General features: G+C 64.2%; 25 protein-coding genes and 1 pseudogene. 15 read left to right on the top strand and 11 right to left on the bottom strand.

Annotation, left to right across the window (positions count from 1 at the left end):
• Positions 1-43 precede the first annotated feature (43 nt).
• Positions 44-229 (bottom strand): hypothetical protein, encoded by a 186-nt coding sequence (locus XH96_RS12995; RefSeq protein ID WP_131871037.1) that lies wholly within the window; start codon positions 227-229, stop codon positions 44-46.
• A gap of 622 nt (positions 230-851) precedes the next feature.
• Here XH96_RS12995 and XH96_RS12990 point away from each other — a divergent pair.
• The gene (locus XH96_RS12990; RefSeq protein ID WP_194392841.1) at positions 852-1,208 is read left to right on the top strand and encodes a hypothetical protein; all 357 of its coding nucleotides are present in this window, start codon (positions 852-854) and stop codon (positions 1,206-1,208) included.
• Between the two features lie 45 nt (positions 1,209-1,253).
• Here XH96_RS12990 and XH96_RS12985 read toward each other — a convergent pair whose 3' ends face one another.
• Together XH96_RS12985 and XH96_RS12980 are read right to left on the bottom strand one after the other, a co-directional pair.
• Positions 1,254-1,829 (bottom strand): hypothetical protein, encoded by a 576-nt coding sequence (locus tag XH96_RS12985; protein ID WP_194392840.1) that lies wholly within the window; start codon positions 1,827-1,829, stop codon positions 1,254-1,256.
• A gap of 46 nt (positions 1,830-1,875) precedes the next feature.
• The gene (locus XH96_RS12980; protein WP_194392839.1) at positions 1,876-2,409 is read right to left on the bottom strand and encodes a GcrA family cell cycle regulator; all 534 of its coding nucleotides are present in this window, start codon (positions 2,407-2,409) and stop codon (positions 1,876-1,878) included.
• Positions 2,410-2,573: 164 nt separating this feature from the next.
• On the opposite strand from XH96_RS12980, the gene XH96_RS12975 reads away from it, so the two are divergent.
• Both XH96_RS12975 and XH96_RS12970 read left to right on the top strand, forming a co-directional pair.
• Positions 2,574-3,182 (top strand): S24 family peptidase, encoded by a 609-nt coding sequence (locus XH96_RS12975; RefSeq protein ID WP_027576185.1) that lies wholly within the window; start codon positions 2,574-2,576, stop codon positions 3,180-3,182.
• A gap of 110 nt (positions 3,183-3,292) precedes the next feature.
• Entirely contained in the window at positions 3,293-3,568 is a 276-nt protein-coding gene (locus XH96_RS12970) for a hypothetical protein (protein WP_194392838.1), read from the top strand.
• Positions 3,569-3,611: 43 nt separating this feature from the next.
• Here XH96_RS12970 and XH96_RS12965 read toward each other — a convergent pair whose 3' ends face one another.
• Positions 3,612-4,586: a quinone oxidoreductase gene (locus XH96_RS12965; protein ID WP_194392837.1), complete on the bottom strand. Its 975-nt coding sequence runs from the start codon at positions 4,584-4,586 to the stop codon at positions 3,612-3,614.
• Between the two features lie 224 nt (positions 4,587-4,810).
• Here XH96_RS12965 and XH96_RS12960 point away from each other — a divergent pair, with 224 nt between their 5' ends.
• The 3 genes from XH96_RS12960 to XH96_RS12950 all read left to right on the top strand — a co-directional run bounded on the left by XH96_RS12960 (position 4,811) and on the right by XH96_RS12950 (position 7,488).
• Positions 4,811-5,011 carry a hypothetical protein gene (locus XH96_RS12960; protein WP_027545881.1) on the top strand — a complete coding sequence of 67 codons (201 nt, stop codon included), beginning with the start codon at positions 4,811-4,813 and terminating at the stop codon, positions 5,009-5,011.
• Positions 5,012-5,158: 147 nt separating this feature from the next.
• Positions 5,159-6,106 (top strand): MoxR family ATPase, encoded by a 948-nt coding sequence (locus XH96_RS12955; protein ID WP_035678446.1) that lies wholly within the window; start codon positions 5,159-5,161, stop codon positions 6,104-6,106.
• Positions 6,107-6,111: 5 nt separating this feature from the next.
• Complete coding sequence (locus tag XH96_RS12950; protein WP_194392836.1) at positions 6,112-7,488, top strand: VWA domain-containing protein; 1,377 nt, start codon at positions 6,112-6,114, stop codon at positions 7,486-7,488.
• Positions 7,489-7,511: 23 nt separating this feature from the next.
• On the opposite strand, the gene XH96_RS12945 is transcribed toward XH96_RS12950, so the two are convergent.
• Complete coding sequence (locus XH96_RS12945) at positions 7,512-7,694, bottom strand: hypothetical protein (RefSeq protein WP_194392835.1); 183 nt, start codon at positions 7,692-7,694, stop codon at positions 7,512-7,514.
• Between the two features lie 352 nt (positions 7,695-8,046).
• Here XH96_RS12945 and XH96_RS12940 point away from each other — a divergent pair, with 352 nt between their 5' ends.
• Entirely contained in the window at positions 8,047-8,265 is a 219-nt protein-coding gene (locus XH96_RS12940; protein ID WP_194392834.1) for a hypothetical protein, read from the top strand.
• Positions 8,266-8,273: 8 nt separating this feature from the next.
• Here the strand turns inward: XH96_RS12940 and XH96_RS12935 are convergent, their stop codons facing one another.
• Together XH96_RS12935 and XH96_RS12930 are read right to left on the bottom strand one after the other, a co-directional pair.
• Positions 8,274-9,659: a hypothetical protein gene (locus tag XH96_RS12935; protein ID WP_194392833.1), complete on the bottom strand. Its 1,386-nt coding sequence runs from the start codon at positions 9,657-9,659 to the stop codon at positions 8,274-8,276.
• A gap of 96 nt (positions 9,660-9,755) precedes the next feature.
• Positions 9,756-11,030, bottom strand: a complete 1,275-nt coding sequence (locus XH96_RS12930; RefSeq protein ID WP_194392832.1) for an allantoate amidohydrolase — start codon at positions 11,028-11,030, stop codon at positions 9,756-9,758.
• A 213-nt stretch (positions 11,031-11,243) separates the two neighbouring features.
• Between XH96_RS12930 and XH96_RS12925 the strand changes: the two genes are divergently transcribed.
• From XH96_RS12925 to XH96_RS12900, 6 genes and pseudogenes are all read left to right on the top strand, one after another.
• The gene (locus XH96_RS12925) at positions 11,244-11,414 is read left to right on the top strand and encodes a hypothetical protein (protein ID WP_194392831.1); all 171 of its coding nucleotides are present in this window, start codon (positions 11,244-11,246) and stop codon (positions 11,412-11,414) included.
• Between the two features lie 2 nt (positions 11,415-11,416).
• Positions 11,417-11,903 (top strand): annotated as a pseudogene (locus XH96_RS12920) (nucleoside deaminase).
• 219 nt (positions 11,904-12,122) lie between these two features.
• Positions 12,123-13,694, top strand: a complete 1,572-nt coding sequence (locus XH96_RS12915) for an ABC transporter ATP-binding protein (protein ID WP_194392830.1) — start codon at positions 12,123-12,125, stop codon at positions 13,692-13,694.
• Positions 13,678-14,769: an ABC transporter permease gene (locus tag XH96_RS12910; protein WP_194392829.1), complete on the top strand. Its 1,092-nt coding sequence runs from the start codon at positions 13,678-13,680 to the stop codon at positions 14,767-14,769. Before XH96_RS12915 ends, XH96_RS12910 begins: the two co-directional genes overlap by 17 nt.
• Positions 14,756-15,673, top strand: a complete 918-nt coding sequence (locus tag XH96_RS12905) for an ABC transporter permease (RefSeq protein WP_194392828.1) — start codon at positions 14,756-14,758, stop codon at positions 15,671-15,673. Before XH96_RS12910 ends, XH96_RS12905 begins: the two co-directional genes overlap by 14 nt.
• 73 nt (positions 15,674-15,746) lie before the next feature.
• Positions 15,747-16,823 (top strand): BMP family ABC transporter substrate-binding protein, encoded by a 1,077-nt coding sequence (locus XH96_RS12900; RefSeq protein ID WP_194392827.1) that lies wholly within the window; start codon positions 15,747-15,749, stop codon positions 16,821-16,823.
• Positions 16,824-16,932: 109 nt separating this feature from the next.
• On the opposite strand, the gene XH96_RS12895 is transcribed toward XH96_RS12900, so the two are convergent.
• Positions 16,933-18,282, bottom strand: a complete 1,350-nt coding sequence (locus XH96_RS12895) for an 8-oxoguanine deaminase (protein ID WP_194392826.1) — start codon at positions 18,280-18,282, stop codon at positions 16,933-16,935.
• A gap of 153 nt (positions 18,283-18,435) precedes the next feature.
• Between XH96_RS12895 and XH96_RS12890 the strand changes: the two genes are divergently transcribed.
• Positions 18,436-19,263: an FAD binding domain-containing protein gene (locus XH96_RS12890; RefSeq protein WP_194392825.1), complete on the top strand. Its 828-nt coding sequence runs from the start codon at positions 18,436-18,438 to the stop codon at positions 19,261-19,263.
• A complete protein-coding gene (locus tag XH96_RS12885) occupies positions 19,260-21,986 on the top strand; it encodes a molybdopterin cofactor-binding domain-containing protein (RefSeq protein WP_194392824.1) in 2,727 nt (908 codons plus the stop codon). The genes XH96_RS12890 and XH96_RS12885 overlap by 4 nt, the downstream gene beginning before the upstream one ends.
• A 58-nt stretch (positions 21,987-22,044) precedes the next feature.
• Here the strand turns inward: XH96_RS12885 and uraD are convergent, their stop codons facing one another.
• Genes uraD through XH96_RS12870 form a run of 3 tightly spaced genes read right to left on the bottom strand, consistent with a single transcriptional unit; the run spans position 22,045 to position 24,286 of the window.
• On the bottom strand, positions 22,045-22,932 hold the full coding sequence (uraD, locus tag XH96_RS12880; RefSeq protein ID WP_194394126.1) for a 2-oxo-4-hydroxy-4-carboxy-5-ureidoimidazoline decarboxylase: 888 nt from the start codon (positions 22,930-22,932) through the stop codon (positions 22,045-22,047).
• A gap of 4 nt (positions 22,933-22,936) precedes the next feature.
• Entirely contained in the window at positions 22,937-23,872 is a 936-nt protein-coding gene (puuE, locus tag XH96_RS12875) for an allantoinase PuuE (protein WP_194392823.1), read from the bottom strand.
• Positions 23,873-24,286 carry a DUF3830 family protein gene (locus XH96_RS12870; protein WP_025037689.1) on the bottom strand — a complete coding sequence of 138 codons (414 nt, stop codon included), beginning with the start codon at positions 24,284-24,286 and terminating at the stop codon, positions 23,873-23,875.
• Positions 24,287-25,237: the final 951 nt, after the last annotated feature.

Here is a 25,237-nt window from a genome sequence, read left to right as displayed (position 1 = left end):
CGGCCCAGGCAGAAAAAGGAAGGGAACGGCACAGGGCCGGACGTTAGGACAAGGGGTGCTCGGGAAAAGCTTCTTCCGCGGCGAGATCTTCGACCAGCTTGATCACTTCGAAACGCTGTCGAGGCGCGAGCTTCAGGAACGCGCGGAGAAGGCGTAGACTTTCGACAGTGCTGCTTGCAGGCACACCGAGCTTGAGATGCAACTCAGCCGCGAAATCGAGGTTTTTCATCTCGCACCTATGACAAGCACCGGCCCTCGTGATCCGCCAAGAACCGAACGCCGCACCAGAACCAATCGCGACGAGCCGCGGCCGGGGACCGCCGAGTTCACACACTGAACTGCATTCGAACGATGGCCGCTCGGTTGTAACTATGCCAAGGAACAACCCATCCGGCAAGCCCAACCGTGGGTGTAGCGACGCTTCGTCTGCATCGCCTCACCGCGATTTCCGGATAACAGGAATATCGACCGCCGTCACCCACCTGCGTCAAGAAGTTGCATCAATCACGCACACAGCCCTGATCGCGATCAATCCGCACAACGTTTCAGCTTGTTTCCGATGTGAATTCACATCGTGCGCACGAATTGGCGCTGCTTCAGCATGCACACGTAATTGTATTGTTGAGCCCGACTTCGGCGGTTGTATCTCCGGCATGAGAGGTCGATCTTGCAGCCGGTCCTGGTCTTGACGCGACAGTTCGCAGCCGGAACCGTCGGTCCGGGTGCAACTCCGCCGTGAACCGTCGCCCGCGAGCGAGCGACCAAGCCGTTGCGGCACGGCCACGCAGATACGGGCGCCATGGCTGAAGACTCATCGATTTGGGCGCGCGTCAGCACCAAAGGACAACGGCATGCTTTCTCGCTGCGATCTCATCAAGGGCACCGCGGTCGCGCTTCTCACCTTCTCGATACAAGGCGCATGGGCGCAGGAGACCAGGATGAACCTGTTCAAGATCGTCACCATCAAGGACGAAATCGTCGTCGGATTGTCGCAAGAGGAGCTTCAGGCGCTCGGCGGCAATGATGCCAGCGCCGTTGCACACGCGCTGGCACAGAAGGGCGACCTCACTGTCTGGCAATACAGCGTGCACCGTGGCCCGAACGGCGAACTGCAGCAGGCGCCGACCGCCAAGATCGGGCTTTTGGCCAACGCCTCGCTTCGCGTCGAGCCCTACACGACGCCTTACCGGATTGTACCTCATCCGTAGCGGCAGGCCGGCACGCCTGCGGCCGATGCCACAGGCGTGCCGCAATCATCTGCGCCGGTCCGCACGCTGTGTCCCGGCCTCAGTCGCGAAGCCATAGACCAGCGCCAGCCGATCCAGGCATTCGCGAAAGCGCCGCCCGAAATAATCGCTCCAGCGCTGCGTCCGGACGGCCCGACGCTGCCCGATCTGATCCATCGTCAGACCCAGCACCAGCACGTCGTGCACCAGGGCGGCGCCATCGGTGCCGAGCTCGCGCTCGACCCGGTTCAGCCGCAGCACCGCCTGTCGCTGGCTCTCGGTGACCGGCTCGCGCGTGGCTGTACCATCGACATATTCGCGTGTCGTATCCACCGCCTGAGGGCCCCGCTCCGCCCGCTCCCAATCGTCCTGGAAGGCGCGCCCGCCCCGGTATTGCGCCTCGTCGATCTGGTGGTGTGCGTGCAGCCGGCCGAGCGGATCGTTGCGGATCGAGCGGATGGCCAGGATCTTCTCGCCTGAATCGAGCGCGAGCGGATTGTCGACCTCCACCTCCGCCACCTCCGCATTGAACGGCACCTCCCGCGACCGCCGGTCGTAGATCTGCGCCAATTTGTAGGACTTGTTACGTCGGGCACGAGCCACTCGGATACTCCTTGCAAGACTGACGATTGAACGGACGGCTGCCGCTTCAGGCGGCCGAGACCAGCTTCAGCACGACGGGGCCCGCGGCACGGCCCGACGCAGCCTCGGAACGGCGCGCCAGGCGGGCATGTGGCGCGCAGTAGCTGGAGCCCGGCTGGCGCGGGTGGCCGCAGAAGGTGATGTCCTCCCCGTCCTTGTCGCCACCATAGGGATAGCGGCAGTCGGCCGGCTCGAGTTCGACCAGTTGGACCAGGCGCGGCTGGACGCCGACACAACGCAACTTCACCCGCGCCGCAGGCTTCATTGCGGACTTCGGCGGCAGGTTCAGGTTCGGCAACGCCGACCGGCGCGGCGAAATGAGACTGGGCTCGCCCGGCAAAGTTGGCACGATCGACGGGCTCGTCATCCATTCCGGCACGACGAGCCCGAGCCGCTTGGCGCGGCCGACCACCGCGCTGCGCGTATAAGCCGTTCCAAACCTTGCGTTAATCTGTCTTCCGATCTCCGCGTAAGACATGCCTTTGAGAAAATAGTCGCGAAGCGCGTCGGAGTGCTCCGACGGCCATTGGCTCGGTTCCATGATGCTGTCCTGTGATGAGCCTTCCGATCATGCGACCGGGAAGCGGCACACACATTCCGTTATTCCGAATACGGTGTCAAGCGATATTTCTGATATTCATAATTGCATCAATTCCGAATTTCGGATTACAAGAGGCGAGACGGCGCGCAATCGAGGGAATCACCATGTTGGACGTTGCAATGATCGAACGAGGCCTGGAGAAGACGGGCAAGAGCAAGGGCGGCCTGGCAGCAGCCATGGGCGTGCGGCCCGGCGCGGTCTCGGAGATCCTCGGCGGCGAGCGTCTGGTGAAGGCCTCGGAGATCATTCCGATCATGGAATATCTTGAGCTCAATCTCGCGCCGATCATGGGCCGCGTCGGAGCCGGCGCGGTGATCGAGCCGGACTATGAACAGGTTCCCCCGGAAGGTCTCGGCGACATCACATTGCCCTTTCCGATCATGGAAGAGACCATCGCATTCGAGATCGTGGGCGATTCGATGCTGCCCAAATACGAGAGCGGCGACGTGATCGTGGTCTACAAGGACCAGCGCCATCCGCTGTCGAGCTTCTACGGCGAAGAGGCGGTGGTCCGCCTCAAGACCGGCGAGCGCTATCTGAAGACCATCGAGCGGGGAAAATCACCCTCCGTCGTCAATCTCACGAGCTTCAATGCCAAGCCGATCGTCGGGGTCAAGCTCGACTGGGTGGGTGAGATCTGCCTGTCCATGCCCAAGGGGCAGCTTGAGCGGCTGCGTGCGAAATCGGCGCGCCCTCGCAAGAAAGGCAAGTAAAGACCATACGATCAGCGATTTCTGATTTATAGAAATCGCGATTGACAAAGTTCCGTTTTTCGGAAATACTCTGCCTCGTCCCTGACCACGGGGCGCGGCAGGATCGTTTCATGCAATACTTCGTCGTGATGATCGATTATGGGCGGCGGGGCCGCGAGGCGGTCGTCGATCCCGAAATCACGAGGCGAGAGGTCATCTCCCGCATCGCCTCGGGTGAATACCGGAACATCTCGTTCATCCACGAAATCGTGGAGAATGCCGTCGAGGACGTAACCGAGGCCATGCTGACCGAGGCCGCCCTGCCCCAGATTGCGCCCGAGGATGTCGACCTCCAGGCAATCCGCCTTGATCACACCCGCGATCTGCGCAAGCACGAGCGGACGTGACGCAGGCCAAGCAGCTTGCGTCACGGCCCGGCCCGGCCGAGCATCAGACCAGAAGAACGGTCGATCCCGTGGTCTTGCGAGCCGCAAGATCGGTATGCGCCTTGGCGGCGTCCTTCAGCAGATAGGTCTGGTGCACCTCGATCTTGACTGCGCCGGACTTGACGACGTCGAACAGTTCGTTCGCCATCGCGACCAGATTTTCGCGCTTGGCGGCGTAGGTGAACAGCGTCGGACGCGTGACGTAGAGCGACCCCTTCTGTGCAAGCAGGCCGAGATTGAGCGGCTCGACGGTTCCCGAAGACTGGCCGAACAGAGCCGCGACACCGAGCGGCGCGAGGCAATCCAGCGATTTGAGGAACGTGTCCTTGCCGACGGAATCGTAGACCACCGGCACCTTCTTGCCGCCGGTGATTTCGTCGACCCGCTTTACGAAATCTTCCCGCGTGTAGATGATCACATGGTCGCAGCCATGTGCCTTGGCGAGCTTCGCCTTCTCGTCGTTGCTGACGGTGCCGATCACGGTCGCGCCGAGATGCTTGGCCCACTGGCTCAAGATCAGGCCAACGCCGCCGGCCGCAGCGTGAAGCAGGATGGTATCGCCGGCCTTCACCCGATAGGTCTGCCGGATCAGGTATTGCGTGGTGAGCCCCTTGAGCATCATCGCCGCCGCGGTCTTGTCGTCGACGCCGTCGGGCAATTTCAACAGCCGGTCGGCGGGGATCAGCCGCGCCTCGGAATAAGCCCCGAGCGGCGAGGCGCCATAGGCGACGCGATCACCCGGCTTCAGATCGGTGACACCGGGCCCGACCTCCTCGACGACACCGGCCGCCTCGCTGCCGAGCCCGCTCGGCAATTGCGCCGGATAGAGACCCGAACGGTTGTAGATGTCGACGAAATTGAGGCCGACAGCCGTGTGGCGGATGCGCGCTTCGCCGGGTCCAGGCTTGCCGACACTGACCTCTTCCCAGACCAGGACTTCCGGACCGCCGGTCTTGTGAAAGCGAATGGCATGCGTCATGGGCGTTGCTCCCTTATCGTTGCAGTGAAATCCAGTGAACCCAACCGGCCTACGAAATAGGCATCTGGTCCGCCCGATACAGTACAGATCCGTAACAGGAATGTCACAGCGAACCACAAACGCTCGCCGTTCCGCCTCTGTTCGAAAGAGTTGATGAGGGCTCCGGGGCAACCGGCAGTAGCTTTCGCGCGGGGGTTGGTGGTCGCCTGCGAAGGAGAGCCGCGATGCCAGCTTACGTTCAGCATCATCAGGACGTCGAGATCGCGCCTGTGAATTGCCCTACCTGCATGGGGTTCCTGCCGATGTATGTGCGCGAGGTCGAGCCGCATTGGAGCCTTGCCAAAATCGACTTCGTCTATGAATGCGCCGATTGCGGCGCCGAGGTCAGACAGACGATCCGCAAGCCGGAGCTGCTGCGGCACTGATCGCGCGAACGGCGAACCGCTTAACTATTTGCGCTAAGCGGAAAAAACGCCGTTCATGCGGGTCTGATGTCTCCCAAACGAGGCTTGTTCTTTGCCGGGAACGCAGGCAGAACAGGCCTCAACCAAGACCTTTGGGAGCGCCCATTCGTGGCTGATCAGAAGGCCTCGACCTCGATCGAGGCAGTGGAGAGCGGCCTCGCCGCGCAAGGCTATATCGCGAGCCGGCAGATCGCGACCGCCGTCTATTTGTCGCAACAGATCGAGAAGCCGATCCTGGTCGAGGGCCCCGCGGGCGTCGGCAAGACCGAACTCGCCAAGGCGATCGCGGCCTGGCGCGGCATGAAGATGATCCGCCTGCAATGCTACGAGGGCCTCGACGAGGCCAAGGCGCTCTATGAGTGGAAATACGCCAAGCAGCTACTCTATACGCAGATCCTGAAGGACAAGCTCGGCGAGGTTCTCGGCGGCGCGCAGACGCTGCATGCGGCGCTGGATCAGCTCCACGATTTCGGCGACGTGTTCTTCTCCAAGGAGTTCGTCGAGCCGCGTCCCCTGCTCCAGGCACTGGAGCAGCCGGGCGGCTGCGTGCTCCTGATCGACGAGATCGACAAGTCGGATGCGGAGTTTGAATCGCTGCTGCTGGAAATCCTCTCGGACTTCCAGGTCACGATCCCCGAACTCGGAACCGTGTCGGCCATCACGCCGCCGACCGTGATCCTCACCTCCAACAGCGAGCGCGATCTCGGCGACGCCCTGAAACGGCGCTGCCTGCATCTTCATATCGGCTTCCCCGAGCAGCGCCTCGAGGAACGCATCGTCGAAAGCCGCGTGCCCGGCATCTCCCAGACGCTGCGCCGGCAGATGGTCGGCTTCATCCACGAGATCCGCTCGCTGGATCTGAAGAAGCTGCCGTCGGTCAGCGAGACCATCGACTGGGCGCGCGTGCTGGTGCTGCTCCAGGCTTCCGAGCTCGACACCGAGATCGTCAAGGACACACTCAACGTCCTCCTGAAATACGAGACGGACATAGAGGCAGCGGCGCCGCAGGTGACGACCTTCATTGCCAAGGCGGCACGGTCCAACGTCTTCGGTTGACGCCGATGCGCGAGAACCTCCATCGTTTCTTTCGAGCGGCGCGGGGTGTCGGCGTTCACGTCTCGCCTGCCGAAAGCATCGATGCGATGCGCGCAGTCGCGCAGGTCGGCGTCTCCGACCGCGCCGTCCTGCGCGACGCGCTGCTCCTGACACTTGCCAAGTCGCAGGACGAGAAGCTCGCGCTCGGTGACTGCTTTGATCTGTTCTTCAGTCAGCCGGAGCCGCGGCAGGACCAGCCCGAGGCCAACAACGACGACGCTCCGCAGGACGCAGATCGGCCGCCCTCCTCCGGCGCTCCCAGCGATGCCGGTGAAGGTCAGTCTCCCGAAGGTCTAGGCCCGCTCGCGCAGATGCTGCTGTCGCAGGACCGCAACACGATTGCGGCTGCGATTGCCAGTGCCTCCGGGGCGGCCTCCCTGTCCGACATCCGCTACTCCACTCAGCGCGGCATCTTCTCCAGCCGCATTCTCGACGCCATGGGGCTCCAGCGCCTGCGCGACGATCTCGACGGGCTCACCACGACCAACCCGGCACAGGCCGAGCGTCTACGTGCAGCGCTCGACGCCTTACGCGAAGCCGTGCGCGATACGGTCTCTCAGGGGCTTGCACTCTATGCCCGCGAGGAGGCCGAAAACCTCCGCAACGAGATCCTGCGCAATGCGCCGCTTGCCCGCATTGAGCGGCGCCAGGTCACCGAGATGCGCGCCCTCATCCGTCAGATCGCGCGCCGGCTGCGCGAGCGCTACTCGAAGCCGCGCAAGCGCCAGCGCCGCGGCCATCTCGACGTCCGTCGCACGCTCCGCCGCAATGCGGCCTGGGGCGGCGTGCCCTTCCTTACGGCATGGAAGCGCAAGCATCGCGACCGTCCGAAGATCGTAGCACTGTGCGACGTCTCGGGCTCCGTTGCGCAAGTGTCCGATTTCTTTCTGCTGCTGATCCACTCGCTGCACGAGGTGGTCGACGATGTCCGCTCCTTCGCCTTCTCCTCGCACCTGATCGAGGTCAGCGAGATCCTGGAATCGAAGTCGCCGGAGGAGGCGATGTCCGAGATCATGTCCAATGTCGGCTTCGGCTCGTCGGACTACGGTTCTTCGCTGGTCGATTTCGAGAAGGAGTTCATGAGTACGCTGACGCCGCAGACCACGGTGATCGTGCTCGGCGATGCCCGCAGCAACAATCTCGACCCGCGCGCCGACATTTTGCGCCGGATCTCCGATCGCTCCAAGCGACTGGTCTGGCTCAATCCCGAGGGGCGGCTCGCCTGGGGCTTTGGCGATTCCGAGATGCCGCGCTACGCGACCTTTTGCACGGTCGTGCGCCAATGCGCGACTGCGCACCAGCTCGAGCGCGCCGTGTCCGATATCGTGGCGACTTATCAGTGAGCAATAAATATCAGCCACCCGCGTCAGGCGGCATTCCGCTCGGCCCGCGCGAGATTGCACTCCCGGAAGTGATAGGCGATTTCGTCGAGCGCGCGCTGCTCCCATTCCTCGGCCTGCGCGAGCCAGAATACCCGACGTTCGGAATCGCGCGCCGCGCGCTCGCGGCATAGAAATTCCTGACTACGGATTTCAACCAGCCTCATCATGCACTCACACTCCTGTCGTGTGAAGCCATTCCCCACGAAGTAACTTAGCAGAGCCCGGAACCACCCGTCTCGCCATTTCTGTGCATATCGCGACGCAGAATAGGACAGCGACGCTTCCCGTGCAGCGCGACAATTCGCACTGCAACATCAAGCGCAGATCATCAATTAGTGATCGGAAGTTGGGACGATATTCGCGAGCAAACGATCTTAACTCATGTGGCGCAACGAAGTGCGGCAATTTGTGAAGAGACGTTCTAAACATCTCACCGAATTCCGGACTCATTGTCGTCGCATGGTCTTCATGCAGCGCCGATAACAGGGGCGCGTGAACGTTACGATCGCCTGAGGCAACATGAACGACGATTTCGACTTTGAGCTGTCGCCGGACCAATGGGCAGCCCTGCGCTCACTTCGCAACCCGCTGTCGAACGGCCGTCTCAAGGCCCATCTCGTCGAAAGCCTCGTCGCACTCGGCCTCGTCGTCATCAACGACGGCGTGCCTGCCATGACGCCGATCGGACGCAAGGTACTCGTGCGCGGATCATGCCGGCTGCTGGATCTCGTGGCATGAGCGATACGTCACCGAGTGGATTCGTCAATCCACCGGAGGAGTGGCGTTCCGTACGCCCGCCGCCAGACGGACAGGAAGCGCGGAAACCAGGAATGAGCCACGGCGCCCTTATAGGCCCAGGTGCGATACTTCAGACCCTGTTCTGAGATCAGCTCCTGATAGCCGCCGTGAACCTCGGTCGCTGTCCGAATATCCTTCAATATTCCTTTGGCGCAGGCCCGATAGGTCTCGCCGCCAGTGAATTCGTCATAGTCCAGCATGCGATCCGCGAACTCGACGTTGAACGTCGGCCAGCAGGAACGCCCCTGATAGGCTGGTGCCGCAATCCTGTGGATCATCTTGTTTCTGGGATTATCGGCTGAGACCAGGAAATGAAACGTGCTGGGGATGCGAAACCGCGGCTCCGCAATGATCAGATCCGTCGTGGCCGCAAACAGCGCCCGCTCGCTCGCATCGCTCATATTCCAGAATCCACGATGCACGCTGACGAAATCAAGCGCGACCGATGAGGCCGGCGAGCTCTCCGAACCCTCCAGGGAATGCCTGATATGGCCGTCTTTGCCGAACAGGCGGAGCAGGTCCTTCTTGTACTGCGCAAGATCACGCCCGAGCAGCCGCTTCAGCTCGTTCTCGTCGACGACCCCGAGCTGCACGCCCCACACGAACGTCGTGTAGACGGAAGCATTGGTCACGAAGCGCCTGCGTTCGGCGCGGGTGTCCGTTGCGGCGGAGCGCGGTGCGTGGACGTCGCAAAGCAAATACCTGGTACCGTCGTCACTCAACGGTTCGAGCTCGCTTGCGAGCTGGAGGATCGCTCGCTTCAGGTCACCGCCATATTCGGCCAGCAACAGGCGGCCTGCATGCGCGCATTGTGACATTGCCAGGTAGGCGGCCGTCCTGTCTTCGGCAGAGATCATCTGCTGGAGACCGGCGAGAATGCCGAGCAGCGTGTCCGACGGGCGCGAGAAATAGTTCACGCCGAGGTACCGACCGCGTCCCGCCGGGACGATGGTCGTCGTGACGACACCGGCGCGAACCGCCTCCAGCAACAAACGGACGCTCTTTTCGAGCAACCGAACCCGCCGCACCGCATCCTGCGGATCCATGATGGTTTCGGGGTCGAGAACGTCGGGATAGAACCACGCGAAGTCTCGCGGATAATAGGCGGAGGCGTGCGGGGCGCCTGTGACGAGGAAAGCCTCGGTCACCGAGAACGCGCTGTCCATCGAGTGCCGATAGAGGTCCTCGATAGCCGACAACGAATGATGCGACTTTCTCAGGAACCGGTCGCCGAGAAAATTGACCGCCTGAAGAGCGTTGGCGACAAGGGTCGCAACCCCGCCCTGGTAAAACCGGTTTCCGCGATGTGACGGCAGGGGAATGTTGGTTTTCATGTGCACCTGATGTCGCGCGATCCCGGCATTGGCCGGTCACCATTCCAAGTGTGACTGATTCGTGTCTCGCCACGATGACGACCGGGGGCCGGCTGTTCAGCTCGCGGTGGCGCGGCTCTCCCGTGTCTGAAAATTCTCGATCAGCCGCAGCAGCACCCGCGCGCCGGCATCGGCATCGGCGAGCTCGACATGTTCATCCGGGTGATGGCTGATACCGCCGCGGCAGCGGACGAAGATCATGCCGACATCGGCAATGTCAATCATCGCCATGCCGTCGTGCCCTGCCCCGCTCGGCAGCTCGAACACCGAGAAGCCTTCGGCTTCGATCGCCTGCGCGATCTGCTCCTTGAGCCACGGCGCGCAAGGCGCGGTGCGGTTCTGGTGGGTGACGTCAAGCTGAAGGGCCAGCTGCCGGCGCTCGGCGATCGCCTCGATCCGGCGGACGATATCGGCCACCGCACGCTTGCGGTGCATGTCGGTGGGAGCGCGCATATCGATGGTGAAGGATACTTCGCCCGGAATGACGTTGGTCGCGCCGGGCCGCGCCTGGATGTAGCCGACGGTGCCGACCAGGCCGCCCTCGTCGGTGCGACAGAATTGCTCGATCGCACCGATGCATTCGGCCGCCCCGGCGAGCGCGTCGCGCCGAAGCTCCATCGGTACGGTGCCGGCGTGACCGGCCATGCCCGTCAGCCGCGCGGCGAGCCGTGTGGCGCCGGCAATCGCGGTGACCACTCCCACGGGCAGGTTCTGCGCTTCCAGCACCGGCCCCTGCTCGATGTGCAATTCGAGGTAGGCAAGCAGCTCACGCCGCGCTCGCGCGGCCGCGCCGATATGGTCGGGGTCGAGCCCGAACTGCACGAGCGCATCGCGCATCGACACGCCATCGCGATCGCGCGTGCTCAGCACACTCTCGTCAAAGGTGCCGGCCACCGCACGGCTGCCGAGCAAGGTCGAAGCGAAGCGCACGCCCTCCTCATCGGCAAAACCGACCACCTCGATCGCAAACGGCAGGCGCCTGCCGCGGCGGTTGAGATCGGCAATGCAAGAGATCGCGGTGATCACCCCCAGCGGTCCATCCCATTTGCCGGCATCGCGCACGGTGTCGTAGTGCGAGCCGAGCATCAGGCAGGGAGCACCCGGCCGGTCGCCTTCGTAGCGGCCGCAGACGTTGCCGATCGCATCGAGGCGCGCGCTCATGCCGGCTTCACGCATCCAGCCCAGGATGAGGTCCGCCGCCTCGCGCAACTCCTTGGTGAGATAGATGCGGGTGAGTTTGTCACCCTCTTCCGAGATCGCGGCCAGATCGTTGATCCGACGCACGATCACTTCGCCGAGCGATGCATTTTGAACGGCGTTAGCGGACCCCATCTCGACAAATTTCCTCTTCTCTGGACCGCGGCGGCGGCTGTCCCGGCGATCGGTACGAGTTCGGTGCCAGCAAATCACGCACCGGCGCCTGCCCCAACAAGCGCGTGATTAGCATGAATGGGGGTACGCGCCACGCTGCCTCGCACCGGTCATGCGCGCGGGAGCCCCAACGCGTGCAATTGGGTCTGGCATCTTTTCCCAATCAGGGATCTAATGGGCCGCATTATCGATATTTTTCAATCGGTTATCCGGGAAATGCCGTCGTCAGCAATCGTCCGGCTGGCTGGTGATGTTTCACAGCAAATTGTGTATGAAGCACGGATCAGCGAAGCCGACATTCATCGTGGTCGGCCGGCGCAATGGCGGGCATTGACCGCGGAGTAGCGATGGACGCTGCGTCCGAACGTGACGAACACTTCCTGCGCCTGTCGTTCGCGGTCGCCCGCCGCTCGCTTAGCCATGGCAATCATCCCTTCGGCTGCATCGTTGTCGCGGCCGACGGCCCAGGTTCTCATCGAGAGCGAGAATGGCTACTTGCCGGATCATGACGGCACCGCGCATGCCGAACGTCTCGCGGCCACCCAGGCCTGCCGCACGCTCGGGCGCGAAGTGCTGGCGAAGGCCACGCTCTATTCGTCGGCCGAGCCCTGCGCGATGTGTGCCGGCGCGATCTACTGGGCCGGCATCGGCCGCGTCGTCTTTGGCCTCAGCGAGCGTCGCCTGCGCGGCCTCACCGGCAACCATCCGGAGAACCCGACCCTCGACCTGCCGTGCCGCGAGGTCTTTGCCAGCGGCCAGCGCCCGACAGAGGTCATCGGCCCCCTGCTCGAAAAGGAGGCTGAAGCACTGCACGACGGCGCTTGGACGAAGTAGCAGCACATCCAGAGGGAGATGACGCCGTTTTTCTGATCGCGCCCGATGTGATGCCGAGTTGGAGCAGCTGTCGCGACCTGGTCGCTCAGCACGGTTGACGACCCGCTGGCCGATCGCCCGCCGAAACGTTGAGCAAGGGATGATGCTTTTTCACATCTTACAGCGCGGTTCAAACTGGCCCAGTATCGAGACACTTCACGCATGCAAGCGCATCAGCGAATGTTAGATCCGACGCCCAACGGCCAGCATTCCGGCGATTCCCCGCTCCTGAGGACGATCGGCCTCACCAAGCGTTATGGCGATTTCCTCGCCAACGACGCCATCGACATCGACATCTGGCCGAGTGAAATTCACGCGCTGCTCGGCGAGAACGGCGCCGGCAAGTCGACGCTGGTCAAAGCCATCTACGGGCTGATCCAGCCCAGCGCCGGCGAGATTCGTTGGCAGGGGCAACGAATCGTGCTTTCCGGTCCCTCGGAAGCACGCTGCCTCGGCATCGGTATGGTGTTCCAGCATTTCTCGCTGTTCGACAATCTGACCGTCGCCGAGAACGTCGCGCTCGGCCTCGACGGCAAAGAGTCCTTCAAGGACATGTCGGCGCGGCTGGAGCAGGTGTCGAAGACCTATGGACTGCCCCTCGATCCCAGGCGCGAAGTCTGGCAACTGTCCGTCGGCGAGCGCCAGCGCATCGAGATCGTCCGCGCCTTGATGCAGGATCCGAAATTCCTGATCCTGGACGAGCCCACCGCGGTGCTGACGCCGCAGGAGGCAGATCAGCTCTTCATCGTGCTGGAGCGGCTCAAGGCCGAGGGCCGCGCCATCCTCTATATCAGCCACAAGCTGGAGGAGGTGAAGCGCCTCTGTGACACCGCGACGATCCTGCGCGGCGGCAGGAAGGTCGAGACCTGCAACCCGCGGCGCGAGACCGCAGCCTCGCTCGCGCGGATGATGGTCGGCGGTGAGATCAAGGAGGTGAAGGCCGCATCCGGCCGCAAGACCACGGTGCCGCGGCTCGTGGTCGACGATCTTTCGCTGGCCCCCGCAGACGCGCATGGTGTGCGGCTCGAGCACATCTCGTTCGAACTGAAGGGCGGCGAGATCCTCGGCATCGCCGGGGTCGCCGGCAACGGCCAGGACGAACTGTTCGCCGCGCTCTCCGGCGAGCGCCTCGCGAAGGACCCTGGCACGGTGGTGATCGAAGGCATCGCCGCCGGCCATCTCTCGATCACCCAGCGGCGCAGGCTGGGCGCCGCTTTCGTACCCGAGGAGCGGCTCGGCCACGGCACCGCGCCCCGCATGAAGCTGTCGGAGAACGCACTGCTCACCGGGCACGCCGCCAGCGGCATGGTCCGCCGTGGCTTCATCGACACCGCAGCCACGCTGAAGGCGGTCGACCGTGCGACCGAGACGTTCGACGTCCGCAAGGCCAAACGCGATCCGGAAGCCGCGAGCCTGTCCGGCGGCAATCTGCAGAAGTTCATCGTGGGACGCGAGATCCTGCGCTCCCCCGCGGTGCTGGTGGTGAACCAGCCGACCTGGGGCGTCGATGCCGGCGCCGCCGCCGTCATCCGGCAGGCGCTGCTCGATCTCGCAACCGCCGGCGCCGCCGTCCTCGTGACCAGCCAGGATCTCGACGAGCTTGCGGAGATCGCCGACCGCATCGCCGTGATGTTCCACGGCAGGCTCTCCGCTCCGCTCGCAGCCAGCGAAGCGAGCCGCGAAAAGCTCGGCCTCCTGATGGGCGGCAGCAGCCTGGAACCGAAGGAGGCCGCTCATGCAGCTGGTGCTTGAGAAGCGCGTCGAGCGCTCCGGCACGATCGCGCTGGTATCCCCACTGATCGCGGTCGGCCTCACGATCCTGACCATGGTCATCCTGTTCGCGATACTGGGCAAGAATCCGCTGCTCGCCCTACACGCCTATTTCATTGCACCCTTGACCGACGGCTATTCGCTCCAGGAGATCGCGGTGAAGGCAACGCCGCTGGTGATGATCGCGATCGGGCTGTCGCTCTGCTATCTCGCCAATGCCTGGAACATCGGTGCCGAGGGACAATTCCTGATCGGCGCGGTCGCCGGAAGCTGGGTTGCGGTGAAGACGCAAGGCACCGACGCCGGCGCCTGGGTGCTGCCGGCCATGCTCGTCCTCGCCGCCGCAGCGGGCGCGCTCTATGCGCTGATCCCGGCGATCTGCAAAGTCAAGTTCGGCGCCAGCGAGATCCTGACCAGCCTGATGCTGGTCTATGTCGCCGACCTCTTCCTCGACTATCTCGTGCGCGGTCCATGGCGCGACCCGCAGGGCTTCAATTTTCCGACCACGGCGGAATTCGATCCGGTGGCGACAGTCCCCCTGCTGATCGAGGGCGGCCGGCTGCATCTCGGCTCGATCATCGCCCTGCTCGTCGTGGCAGCAGCGGCGATCCTGCTCGGGCGTACCATTAAAGGCTTTGAGATCCGCGTGGTTGGAGCTGCGCCCCGTGCGGCGCGGTTCGGCGGCTTCAATGCCAATCAGCTGATCATCCTGACCTTCGCGGTATCAGGCGCCCTGGCGGGCCTCGCCGGGATCATCGAGGTTGCAGGTCCGATCGGGCATCTCCAGCCCGGCATCTCGCCTGGTTACGGCTTTACCGCGATCATCGTGGCCTTCCTCGGCCGTCTGAACCCAGTTGGAATACTCATTGCAGGCCTATTCCTGGCATTGACCTTTATCGGCGGCGAACAGGCGCAAATCGCGATGAAGATCCCGTTGGACGTCACCAAGGTCTTTCAGGGCATTCTGCTGTTCTACGTGCTCGCCTGCGATTCCCTCATCCTCTACCGCTTCAAGTTGGTCTTCCCGAACCGACAGGTGTCTCGTGGAGCTGGTTGAAGCCATCATCCTCGCGGTGCTCGCCGCGTCGACGCCGCTGCTGATCGCGGCGACCGGCGAACTCGTGACCGAGCGCTCCGGCGTGCTCAATCTCGGCGTCGAGGGCATGATGATCGTCGGCGCGGCCTGCGGCTTTGCCGGCGCCTGGCTGACCGGATCGGTCTTCATCGGCGCGCTGTTCGGCGTGGTCGCGGGCGCGCTGATGTCGCTCGTCTTCGCGCTGATGGCGCTCGGGCTTGCCGTCAACCAGGTTGCGACCGGGCTCGCGCTGACCATCCTCGGCGTCGGGCTCTCCGGCCTGATCGGCGCCGGCTTCGTCGGCGAGCGCATCACGCCGGCAATGCACCTCTATATTCCCGTCCTGACGGACATTCCGCTGATCGGCCGCGTGCTGTTCGGCGAGGACGGCTTCGTCTATTTCTCGGTCGCACTGATCGCCGGCGTCTGGTGGTTCCTGTACCGCACGCGGGCGGGGTTGATCCTGCGCGCTTGCGGCGACAATCATGTCTCCGCACATGCGCTTGGCTATCCCGTGCTGCGCATCCGCACCTTCGCCGTGATGTTCGGCGGTGCCTGCGCCGGCCTTGCGGGCGCCTATCTGCCGCTCGCCTACACGCCGTTCTTCATTCCCGGCATGACCGCCGGCCGCGGATGGATCGCCTTGGCGCTGGTGGTGTTCTCGTCCTGGCGGCCGGGCAGACTCGTGGTCGGCGCCTATCTCTTCGGCGCCGTGACGATCCTGCAGCTGCACGCGCAAGGCTGGGGCGTCGGCATTCCCTCGCAATTTATGTCGGCACTGCCTTATCTCGCAACCGTTATCGTCCTGGTCCTGCTCTCCCGCGCACGCAGCGGCGGCTCGACCGCGCCGGCCGCACTCGGCACGGTGTTCGTGCCTGATCGTTGAATTATTCTCCGCGGCGTGCGCGGCGGGGCGCGTGTTGCGGATCGTGGCTTGCCCCTGATGTTGGAGATTGATGATGCGGAAATCACTTCTTGCCCTGACTGCGGGGCTCTTGCTTGCCGGCAGCCTCGGTGCAGCCTCCGCCGCCGACAAGCTGAAGGTCGGCTTCGTCTATGTGGGTCCGATCGGAGACCTCGGCTGGACCTATCAGCACGACCTCGGTCGTCAGGCGCTGGTGAAGGAACTGGGCGACAAGATCGAGACCACATACCTCGAGAACGTGCCCGAAGGCCCCGACGCCGAGCGTTCGATCGAGCAGCTGGTCCGCGCCGGCAACAAGCTGATCTTCACGACGTCCTTCGGCTACATGGACTCGACGCTGAAGGTCGCCAAGAAATACCCGAACGTGCATTTCGAGCACGCCACCGGTTACAAGCGCAACCCGAACATGTCGACCTATTCGGCGAAATGGTATCAGGGCCGCTACATTCAAGGCCTGATCGCAGCGAAGATGTCGAAGTCGGGCGTGCTCGGCTACATCGGCTCGTTCCCGATTCCGGAGGTCGTCTCCGGCATCAACGCGACGATGCTGGCGGCGCAGACCATCAACCCGAACATCAAGGTCAAGATCATCTGGGCCAACACCTGGTTCGATCCCGGCAAGGAAGCCGACGCCGCCAAGGCGCTGATCGACCAGGGCGCCGACATCATCATGCAGCACACGGATTCGCCCGCCGCCATGCAGATCGCCAGCGAACGCGGCAAGCTCGCCTTCGGCCAGGATTCCGAGATGATCAAGTTCGGGCCCAAGACCCAGCTCACCTCGATCCTGGATACCTGGGGCCCCTACTACATCGAGCGCGTCAAGGCCGAGCTCGCCGGAACCTGGAAGTCCGAAAACACCTGGGGCGGCCTCGACAGCCACATGTTCGCGATGGCGCCCTACACCAACATGCCGGACGATGTGAAAAAGATGGCCGAGGATGCCCAGGCCGCGATCACTGCGGGCAAGCTGCATCCGTTCAAATGCCCGATCGTTGGGCAGGACGGCAAGCCGGTCGAGTGCAAGGGCGGCGATCACCTCGACGACGGCCAGATCCTTGGCATGAATTTCTACGTGAAAGGCATCGACGACAAACTGCCGGGCAAGTAGCACGCTTCTTGCATTCCCCAATTCACCTGCTCCTCCCGGAGGAGGTTCGGAGGGGGTGGCCAGAAGCACCCGGCACTTGTGGCTGCCCCCTCTTTCCACCTTGCTTGGCCTATCCAGCCCGCATGGCCCGCGCTGCGGAACCGTGGCGGCGGATGAGGTCTGCCACGTCCAGGCCCGGAATCGCGCCGTCGATCACCGTCCATTTTCCGGCCACCATCACCCGGTCGGCCCGATGCGCCCCGCACAGCACCAAGGCAGCCAGCGGATCGCCGTGGCCGGAAAAGCGCAGCTCGTCGAGCCTGAACAGAGCGAGATCGGCGGCCTTGCCGACGGCGATCTCACCGAGTTCCGGCCGCCCGACACAGGCCGCCGAACCCTTGGTCGCCCAGCGCAGCGCATCCTTGTGACTGACTTTCGTCACCCCGTAGCGGGCCCGTTGCAGCAGGAAAGCGGCGCGTACCTCCTGCATCAGGTTTGAGCCGTCGTTCGACGCCGAGCCGTCGACGCCGATCCCGATCCCGACGCCGGCCTCCTCCATCTCGCAGACGGGACAGCAGCCGGACGCCAGCAGCTGGTTGCTGCAGGCGCAATGGCTGACGGTCGTCTTCGCCTGGCCGAGCCGCTTGATCTCATCGGCGTTGAAGAAGATTCCATGGGCGAGCCAGGTTCGCGCATTGAGCCAGCCGCATTGCTCGAGATAGTCGAGCGGGCGGCAACCATACATCTGCTGACAGAATTTGTTCTCGTCCTCGGTCTCGGCGAGGTGCGTATGCAGGCGCACGTCGAGCGTGTCGGCGAGATCGGCGGTCGCGCGCATCAGCGAAGTCGTCACCGAGAACGGCGAGCACGGCGCGAGCGCGATCTGCACCATCGCATCCGCGCCGCGCTGGTGATGCTTGGCGACCACGCGCGCGCTGTCGGCGAGGATCGTATCCTCGTCCTGCACGACGCTGTCAGGCGGCAGGCCGCCGTCGCGCTGCAACAGGTTCATCGAGCCTCGGGTCAGCAGCACCCGCACCCCCAGTCGCTGTGCCACCGCCACCTCGATGTCGACGGCGTCCTCGAGCCCTGCCGGGAAAACATAGTGGTGATCGGTCGTGGTGGTGCAGCCGGAGAGCAGCAGCTCGGACATCGCCACCGTGACGCCGAGCTCGAGCGCCTCAGGCGTGAGCCTCGCCCAGACCGGATAGAGCGCCTGGAGCCAGGGAAACAGCTGCCGGTCCATTGCAGCCGGCAGCGCCCGCGTCAGCGTCTGGTAGAAATGATGATGGGTATTGATCAGGCCCGGCAGCACGACGTGCTCGCCTGCATCGAACACTGCGACATCCGCGGTTGCAGGCGCACCGCCGGCCGGCACCAGCTCGACGATCAGGCCGTCCTTCACCACGATGCCGCGTTCGGCACCGTCGGCAAGGATGGCGAGGGGATCCCTGATCCAGATGGGCTTCGCATCGCTCATGATCCTGCTTCTCCACACGCCGAATGACGACCGGCCTGCAAGGGGAACGCCAGTCCGAACACGGTATTGCTACGACTTGTTTGTTGCGGCTTGGCTCCGGTCTTGCAAGACTCGTCTGCACGATTCACCCCGGGCGGAAGCGCTGGCGCAGCCATGGATTTGAATACCATCACGACGGTGGCCCACCCGCAAACGCGTGCGCAACTGCCTGCCTGGACGACAGGTGATGCCTGGCTTGCGGGGGGTACCTGGCTGTACTCGGAGCCGCAGGTCCACCTGAGGCGACTGATCGATCTCACCGATCTGAGATGGCCGGCGCTGACGATCACGGACAGCCATCTCTCCATTGCCGCCACCTGCACGGTTGCCCAGCTGGACGGTCTATCCTGCCCGCCCGACTGGCTCGCAGCGCCATTGATCGGCCGGTGTTGCCGGGCCTTCCTCGCCTCCTTCAAGATCTGGAAGACAGCCACGGTCGGCGGCAATCTCTGCATGTCGCTGCCGGCGGGGCCGATGATCTCGCTCACATCGGCGCTCGACGGCGTCTGCACCATCTGGAAGGCCGGGGGCGGCGAGCAGAACATTCCCGTCGTCGATTTCGTCACCGGCAACCAGAGCAACCGTCTCATGCCCGGCGACCTGCTGCGCCAGATCGATATCCCGATTGCGGCACTGCGCCGTCGCGCGGCCTTTCGCCAGATTTCGCTGGCCCCCGTCGGCCGCTCGGCAGCGCTTCTGATCGGCAGCCTCGATCCGGATGGCAGACTGACATTGACGATCACCGCATCGACGGTGCGGCCGGTGCAACTCTTCTTTGCCAAGGCGCCGGACGCCGCTGGGCTCCGCGCCGCCGTCTCGGAAGGGGTCACCGAGGAGTTGTACAACACCGACATCCACGGCAAGCCGCTCTGGCGCAAGCACATGACGCTGCGGCTCGCCGAGGAAATTCGCGGTGAGCTCCTGGGAGTAACGCGACCATGAGCTTCGAGGTCAACAGCAAGGTATTTTCTCAGGAGCCGCGCGCCGGCCAGTGCCTGCGCACGTTCCTGCGCGAGCTCGGCCATTTCGGCGTCAAAAAGGGCTGCGATGCCGGCGATTGCGGCGCCTGCACCGTGCTGCTCGACGGGGAGCCGGTGCACAGCTGCCTGATCCCGGCGTTCCGTGCCGAGGGACGCGCCGTCACCACGATTGAAGGTCTTGGCGGAGATGACGGCACGCATCCGATGCAGCAGGCCTTCCTCGATGCGCAGGGCTTTCAATGCGGCTTCTGCACCGCCGGCATGATCCTGACCTGTGCCTCGCTGAACCAGGCTCAGCGGACCGATCTCGGCGCAGCGCTGAAGGGCAATATCTGCCGCTGCACCGGTTATCGTTCGATCGAGGATGCGATCCTCGGCAAGACCAATGTCGAGGCGAGCGTCGAGGCCGGCGCCGCGTTCGGCCGTAGCCTGCCGGCGCCGGCGGGGCCAGACATCGTGCGCGGCAAGGCGCGCTACACCTTCGATACCGCCATCGACGGACTGCTGCACATCAAGCTGCTGCGTTCGCCGCATGCTCACGCCAGGATCCTCACGATCGACAGGTCGGAAGCCCTTCGCGTAGCCGGCGTGCATGCGGTGCTGACGCATGAGGATGCGCCATCCGTGCTGATGTCGACCGCCCGGCACGAGAAGGACTGGATGGACCCCGAGGAGACCCGAATCCTCGACGATATCGTGCGTTTCATCGGCCAGAAGGTCGCCGCCGTCATCGCCGAGACCGAAGGCGCCGCCGAGGAGGCATGCCGCAGGCTGAAAGTCAGCTACGAGATTCTGCCGTCGCTGAGCGATCCGGAGCAGGCGATGGAGCCGGGCGCGCCCATCATTCATCCGGACCGCACCATTGCGAACCGCGTCGCGGACGCGCAGCGCAACCTCGTCGCGGAAACACACGGCGAGTTCGGCGATGTCGCGGCCGCGCTCGCCACGTCCGCCGTGACCTACGAGGCCACTTTCCACAGTCACCGTGTACAGCATGCAGCACTGGAGACCCATGGTGGCCTCGCATGGCTCGATGACGCAGGCGTGCTCAATGTCCGCACCTCGACGCAGGTCCCATTCCTGACCCGGCGCGCGCTGTCGGACATTTTCCAGCTTCCCATGGACAAGGTCCGCGTATTCTGCGAGCGCGTCGGCGGCGGCTTCGGCGGCAAGCAGGAGATGTTCGTCGAGGACATCCTGGCGCTTGCTGCGCTGAGGACCGGGCGGCCCGTGAAACTGGAGCTCACCCGCGAGGAGCAGTTCATCGCGACCTCGACGCGGCATCCGATGCGTGTCCACATCAAGGCGGGCGCCGATGCCGACGGCAAGCTCACCGCGCTCCAGCTCGACGTGCTCTCCAACACCGGCGCCTACGGCAATCATGCCGGCCCCGTGATGTTCCACGCTCTGGGCGAGTCCGTCAGTGTCTACAATTGTCCGAACAAGCGGGTGGACGGCGTCGCCGTCTATACCAACACCGTGCCGGCGGGCGCGTTTCGCGGCTATGGCCTGCCGCAGACACTGATCGCGGTGGAGGCCGCGATCGACGAGCTGGCCAGGCAACTCGGCATCAGTCCATACGAGATGCGCCGGCGCAATATCGTGAGGCCTGGCGATCCCATGCTGTCGCCGCCGCCGTCCGAATATCACGACGTGCTCTACGGATCCTACGGGCTCGACCAGTGCCTCGACCTCGTCGAGCGCGCAATGCAGGCTGATGGCCCGCAGCCGGACCTGTCGCCGGAATGGCTGATCGGCGACGGCATCGCGCTGGCCATGATCGATACGGCGCCACCGGCCGGCCACATCGCCGACGCGACGATCGCACTCAACGACGACGGCGGCTTCGACCTCACCGTCGGCACGGCCGAGTTCGGCAACGGCACCAGCACCGTGCATCTCCAGATTGCCGCGACCACGCTGGCGACCACGGTCGGAAGAATCCGCCTGCGCCAGTCCGACACCGCCCTTGGCGGCCACGACACCGGCGCCTATGGCAGCGCCGGCACTTTCGTCGCGGGCAAGGCGACGCATGCGGCGGCCGTGCAGCTTGCGACCGAGCTGAAGGCGGCGGCCGCCGGCGCGTGGCTGTGCGACGTGAAAACCTGCGTGCTCGATGGGGACTCCGTCGTCAGCGGCGTACGGCGCATGCCCTATACGGAGCTTGCAAAGCTCGCGCACGACCGCGGACGGCCGTTCGCAGGCACCGGCAATTCCACCGGCACGCCGCGTTCGGTCGGCTTCAACGTGCAGGGTTTTCGTGTCGCCGTGAACAAGGGCACCGGCGAGATCAGGATTCTCAGGAGCGTGCACGCCGCCGACGCGGGCATCGTCGCCAATCCCACGCAATGCCGCGGTCAGGTCGAAGGCGGCGTGGCGCAGGCGCTCGGCGCTGCGCTTTACGAGGAGATGGTGATCGATGCGAACGGCCGCGTCATCAACCCGAAATTTCGCGACTACCACCTGCCCTCTTTCGCCGACGTTCCACGCACGGAGGTGTTCTTCGCCGAGACGTCCGACACGATCGGACCGCTCGGCGCAAAGTCGATGAGCGAGAGCCCGTACAATCCGGTCGCCGCCGCGCTCGGCAACGCGATTGCGGATGCCACCGGCATCCGCTTCACCGCACCGCCCTTCAAGCCGGATCGGCTGTTTCCGGTGCTGCACGACAAGTTTGGCGGCTAGAGTGGGTTCACCTCTCGCCGTAGCGGAGAGGTGAACCAGCCCGCCCGACCGACGTGCTTTAGCTGCCGCGATAGGTCGAATAGCTCCAGGGCGTGACCAGCAGCGGCACGTGGTAATGGCTTTCCGGCTCGCTGATCGCAAAGCGCAGCGGGATCTCGTCGAGAAACGGCGGATCGGACAGCGGCACATTGCGCTCGGCGTAATATTTGGCAACGCGGAATCTGAGCTCGTAGCGGCCGATCGGCAGCGGGCGACCGCCTATCAGCGGCTGGTCGGTGCGCCCGTCGGCATTGGTCACCGCGCGCGCGATGACGCGGCTCTCGCCAAGGCTCGCGAGCTCCACGAGCTCGATCGAAACGCCCGGCGCAGGCTTGCCAATGTGATTGTCCAGCACATGGGTCGACAGTCGGCCGTGCACCTTCAGCCTGTCATCGGCCATGACGAGCTGATCCAGCCGCAGTGCGGAGATGCGGCCAATTTCCTCGATCGCACGTCGCGTCTCGGTCTTGGCGATATTGAGCAGTCGCGTCTCGAAGTCGCGCAGCACGGAATCCCTGGTGTGACGGCGCACGCAGACGATATAGGGAAAGCCGAACTTGTCGCGATAGGCGTTGTTGGCACGCTCGAACGCCGCATATTCGGCCTCCGACAGCCGGTCGAGCCCGGCGCTGTTCTGCTCGTCGGTCGATTCCGCGGTGAGGCCGGCGGCGCGCTGCGTCTTGTTGGCGAGATCGGGATGCGCCCGGATCAGCGCGAGCTGAACATCAGGCTCGGCGCTCTGGATCGCCGCCATCAGCGCGGCGTGCAGCTGATTGATGCCGGCAAACGGCCGCTTTGCCGCGAGCTGCTCGGCGATCCATGGCGAATATTCGACGACGTTGGCGAGCGCCGCGACGAAGTCGGCCGTGCTTGCAGTATTGAGGTCGGCCAGCGCAATCTGCGACATCATCTCATCCGATCTCGAATGCGTCGGCGGCAAGATGGCCGTGCTTCTCGTGCCAGTGCTGCGCGATCTGCAGCCGCGTCGGCACCCAGACGCGCTCGTGCTTGCCGATATAGTCGAGGAAGCGGATCAAGCCCGCTGCGCGTCCGGGCCGGCCGGCGAGGCGGCAGTGCAGGCCCACCGACATCATCTTCGGAGCGGTTTCGCCTTCCGCATAGAGCACGTCGAAGGCGTCCTTCAGATAGGTGTAGAACTGCTCGCCTTCGGCAAACCCTTGCGGGTTGATGAAGCGCATGTCGTTGGCATCCAGCGTATACGGAATGATGAGTTGCTTGCCGCCCGGACCCTTCACCCAATAGGGCAGATCGTCGGCATAGGAGTCGCAGAGATAGAGGAAGCCGCCCTCCTCCATCAACAGACGGTTGGTGTTGATCGAGGAGCGCCCGGTGTACCAGCCGAGCGGCCGCGAGCCGGTCGCCTCGATATGGACGCGGATCGCTTCGGCGATCTCGGCGCGCTCCTGCGCTTCCGTCATGTCCTTGTGCTCGATCCACTTCAGGCTGTGGCTCGCGATGTCCCAGCCTGCCTCCTTCATCGCCGCGACGATCTCGGGATTGCGCTTGAGCGCAGTAGCGACGCCGAACACGGTGGTCGGCCAGTTGCGCGCGGTGAACATCCGCCACAGCCGCCAGAAGCCGGCGCGCGAGCCATATTCGAACATCGATTCGATGTTGGCATGGCGCTGGCCCGGCCAGGGCTGCGCACCGAGCACGTCGGACAGAAACGCTTCCGAGGCGCGGTCGCCGTGCAGGATGTTGTTCTCGCCGCCCTCCTCGAAATTGACGACGAACTGCACCGCGACCCGCGCGTTGCCGGGCCATTGCGGATGCGGCGGATTGCGGCCGTAGCCGCGGAGATCGCGCGGGTAGCGGGGCTCAGTCACTCAGACTTCCTCGAAGCGGATCGGCAGCGCGCCCTTCCACAGCACGCTCTTGCCCAGTGTCGCCAGATTCTCCAGGCCCGAGGTCAGCGTGATGAAATGGTTGCCGGCGAGCTGGCCCATCTTGCTCGCGAAATGCACGCCGCCATAGGCGAGCAGGATCTCGGTCTCGCTGATGCCGCCGGGATAGAGGATGATCTGGCCGGGCGCGGGATAGGAGGTGTGGTTCTCGTAGCCCACGCCGAAGTCGAGGTCGCCGAGCGGCATCCACACGGCCTCGCCGCTCCAGCGCACATGGATGATATGGCTTTCGAACGGCAGCGCCTTGCGGAAGGCGGCGACGGTCTTGGGCGCCGCCTGCTCCTCGAAACGGGCATCGAAGGTGAAATCGCCGGCGCGGATAACGAGTTTGCTCATCTCATCTCTCTGGATCGGGGGCGATGCGCCCCGCGGGAAACTTGCAGCAAAAAGCACTCCATCGGGCTTCGCGCAAGGGCACGGGAGGCTCTCGTATGAGTTGGGCACGCCACCCGGCCTGCCCGATCGCCTGAAAGCTCGTTGCCATTGAACCGGATTGCGGGAGGTGAGTCCACCGGCGGAATTGCCCGGCAAACGGGCGCCGGCTCGCCGGCGCAAGCTGCAATGCGTGGAGCGTTGCGGCGCAGAGCCGGGCCCAGGCCACGCGGCATTGTGGATTGATGGGCCCGCTCCGCAGAACTCGTAGGATGAGCGCAGCGAAACCCATCACGCATCCTCCGCGCTGAAGCATGATGGGTTTCGCAAGGGCTCTACCCATCCTACGGCATGGCAGACATGCCTTCGCGTTCTCGCGGCTCATTCCGCCCGAGCTTTGCTTCGTCGCTCACCCTCTCGAGCCAAGAGGGCGCAGGGAAGACCGGGTGCTGACCTCGCACCCGCGGTCCGCTGCGCGAAAATGTAGCGCAAAGAGACCGCACAGCAGCATACAGGTGGTGCCAATCACTCGGCCTTCCCTGCGCGATGGTCGGACGGCTTATGCCGTGCTCTCCCGGGAGCCGAGTTCGTTCTGGCCTCCCTCCTCCTTGCGAAATTCACCGGCGCCGCGCCGGTTGACACGACTGCCGCATTCGCAAGGGCTTGACCGTAGCAACGACGGCCAGGACCACACGGTTTTGCCGTACGCACGGCCCGCCATTTCGCCGCAGTTTTCCCGGCCCTGTCGACGGAGCCGGAAACTTACAGGCGAGACGAAGCCTGGCAGCGCCGCTCGTCCGCACGCAGCTTCGGGCTCACGGAGAGCAATCCGCCCTGCCCTTCACCTCTCGTGCACGACGCTGCCGCGTCCACCGCAAGCCCGGCTCGCGACAGTGACGACCTCACAATCGCCCC

It is taken from the genome of Bradyrhizobium sp. CCBAU 51765, from assembly GCF_015291725.1.
GTDB lineage: Bacteria > Pseudomonadota > Alphaproteobacteria > Rhizobiales > Xanthobacteraceae > Bradyrhizobium > Bradyrhizobium liaoningense.
This window is presented reverse-complemented; position numbering and strand designations above follow the sequence as displayed.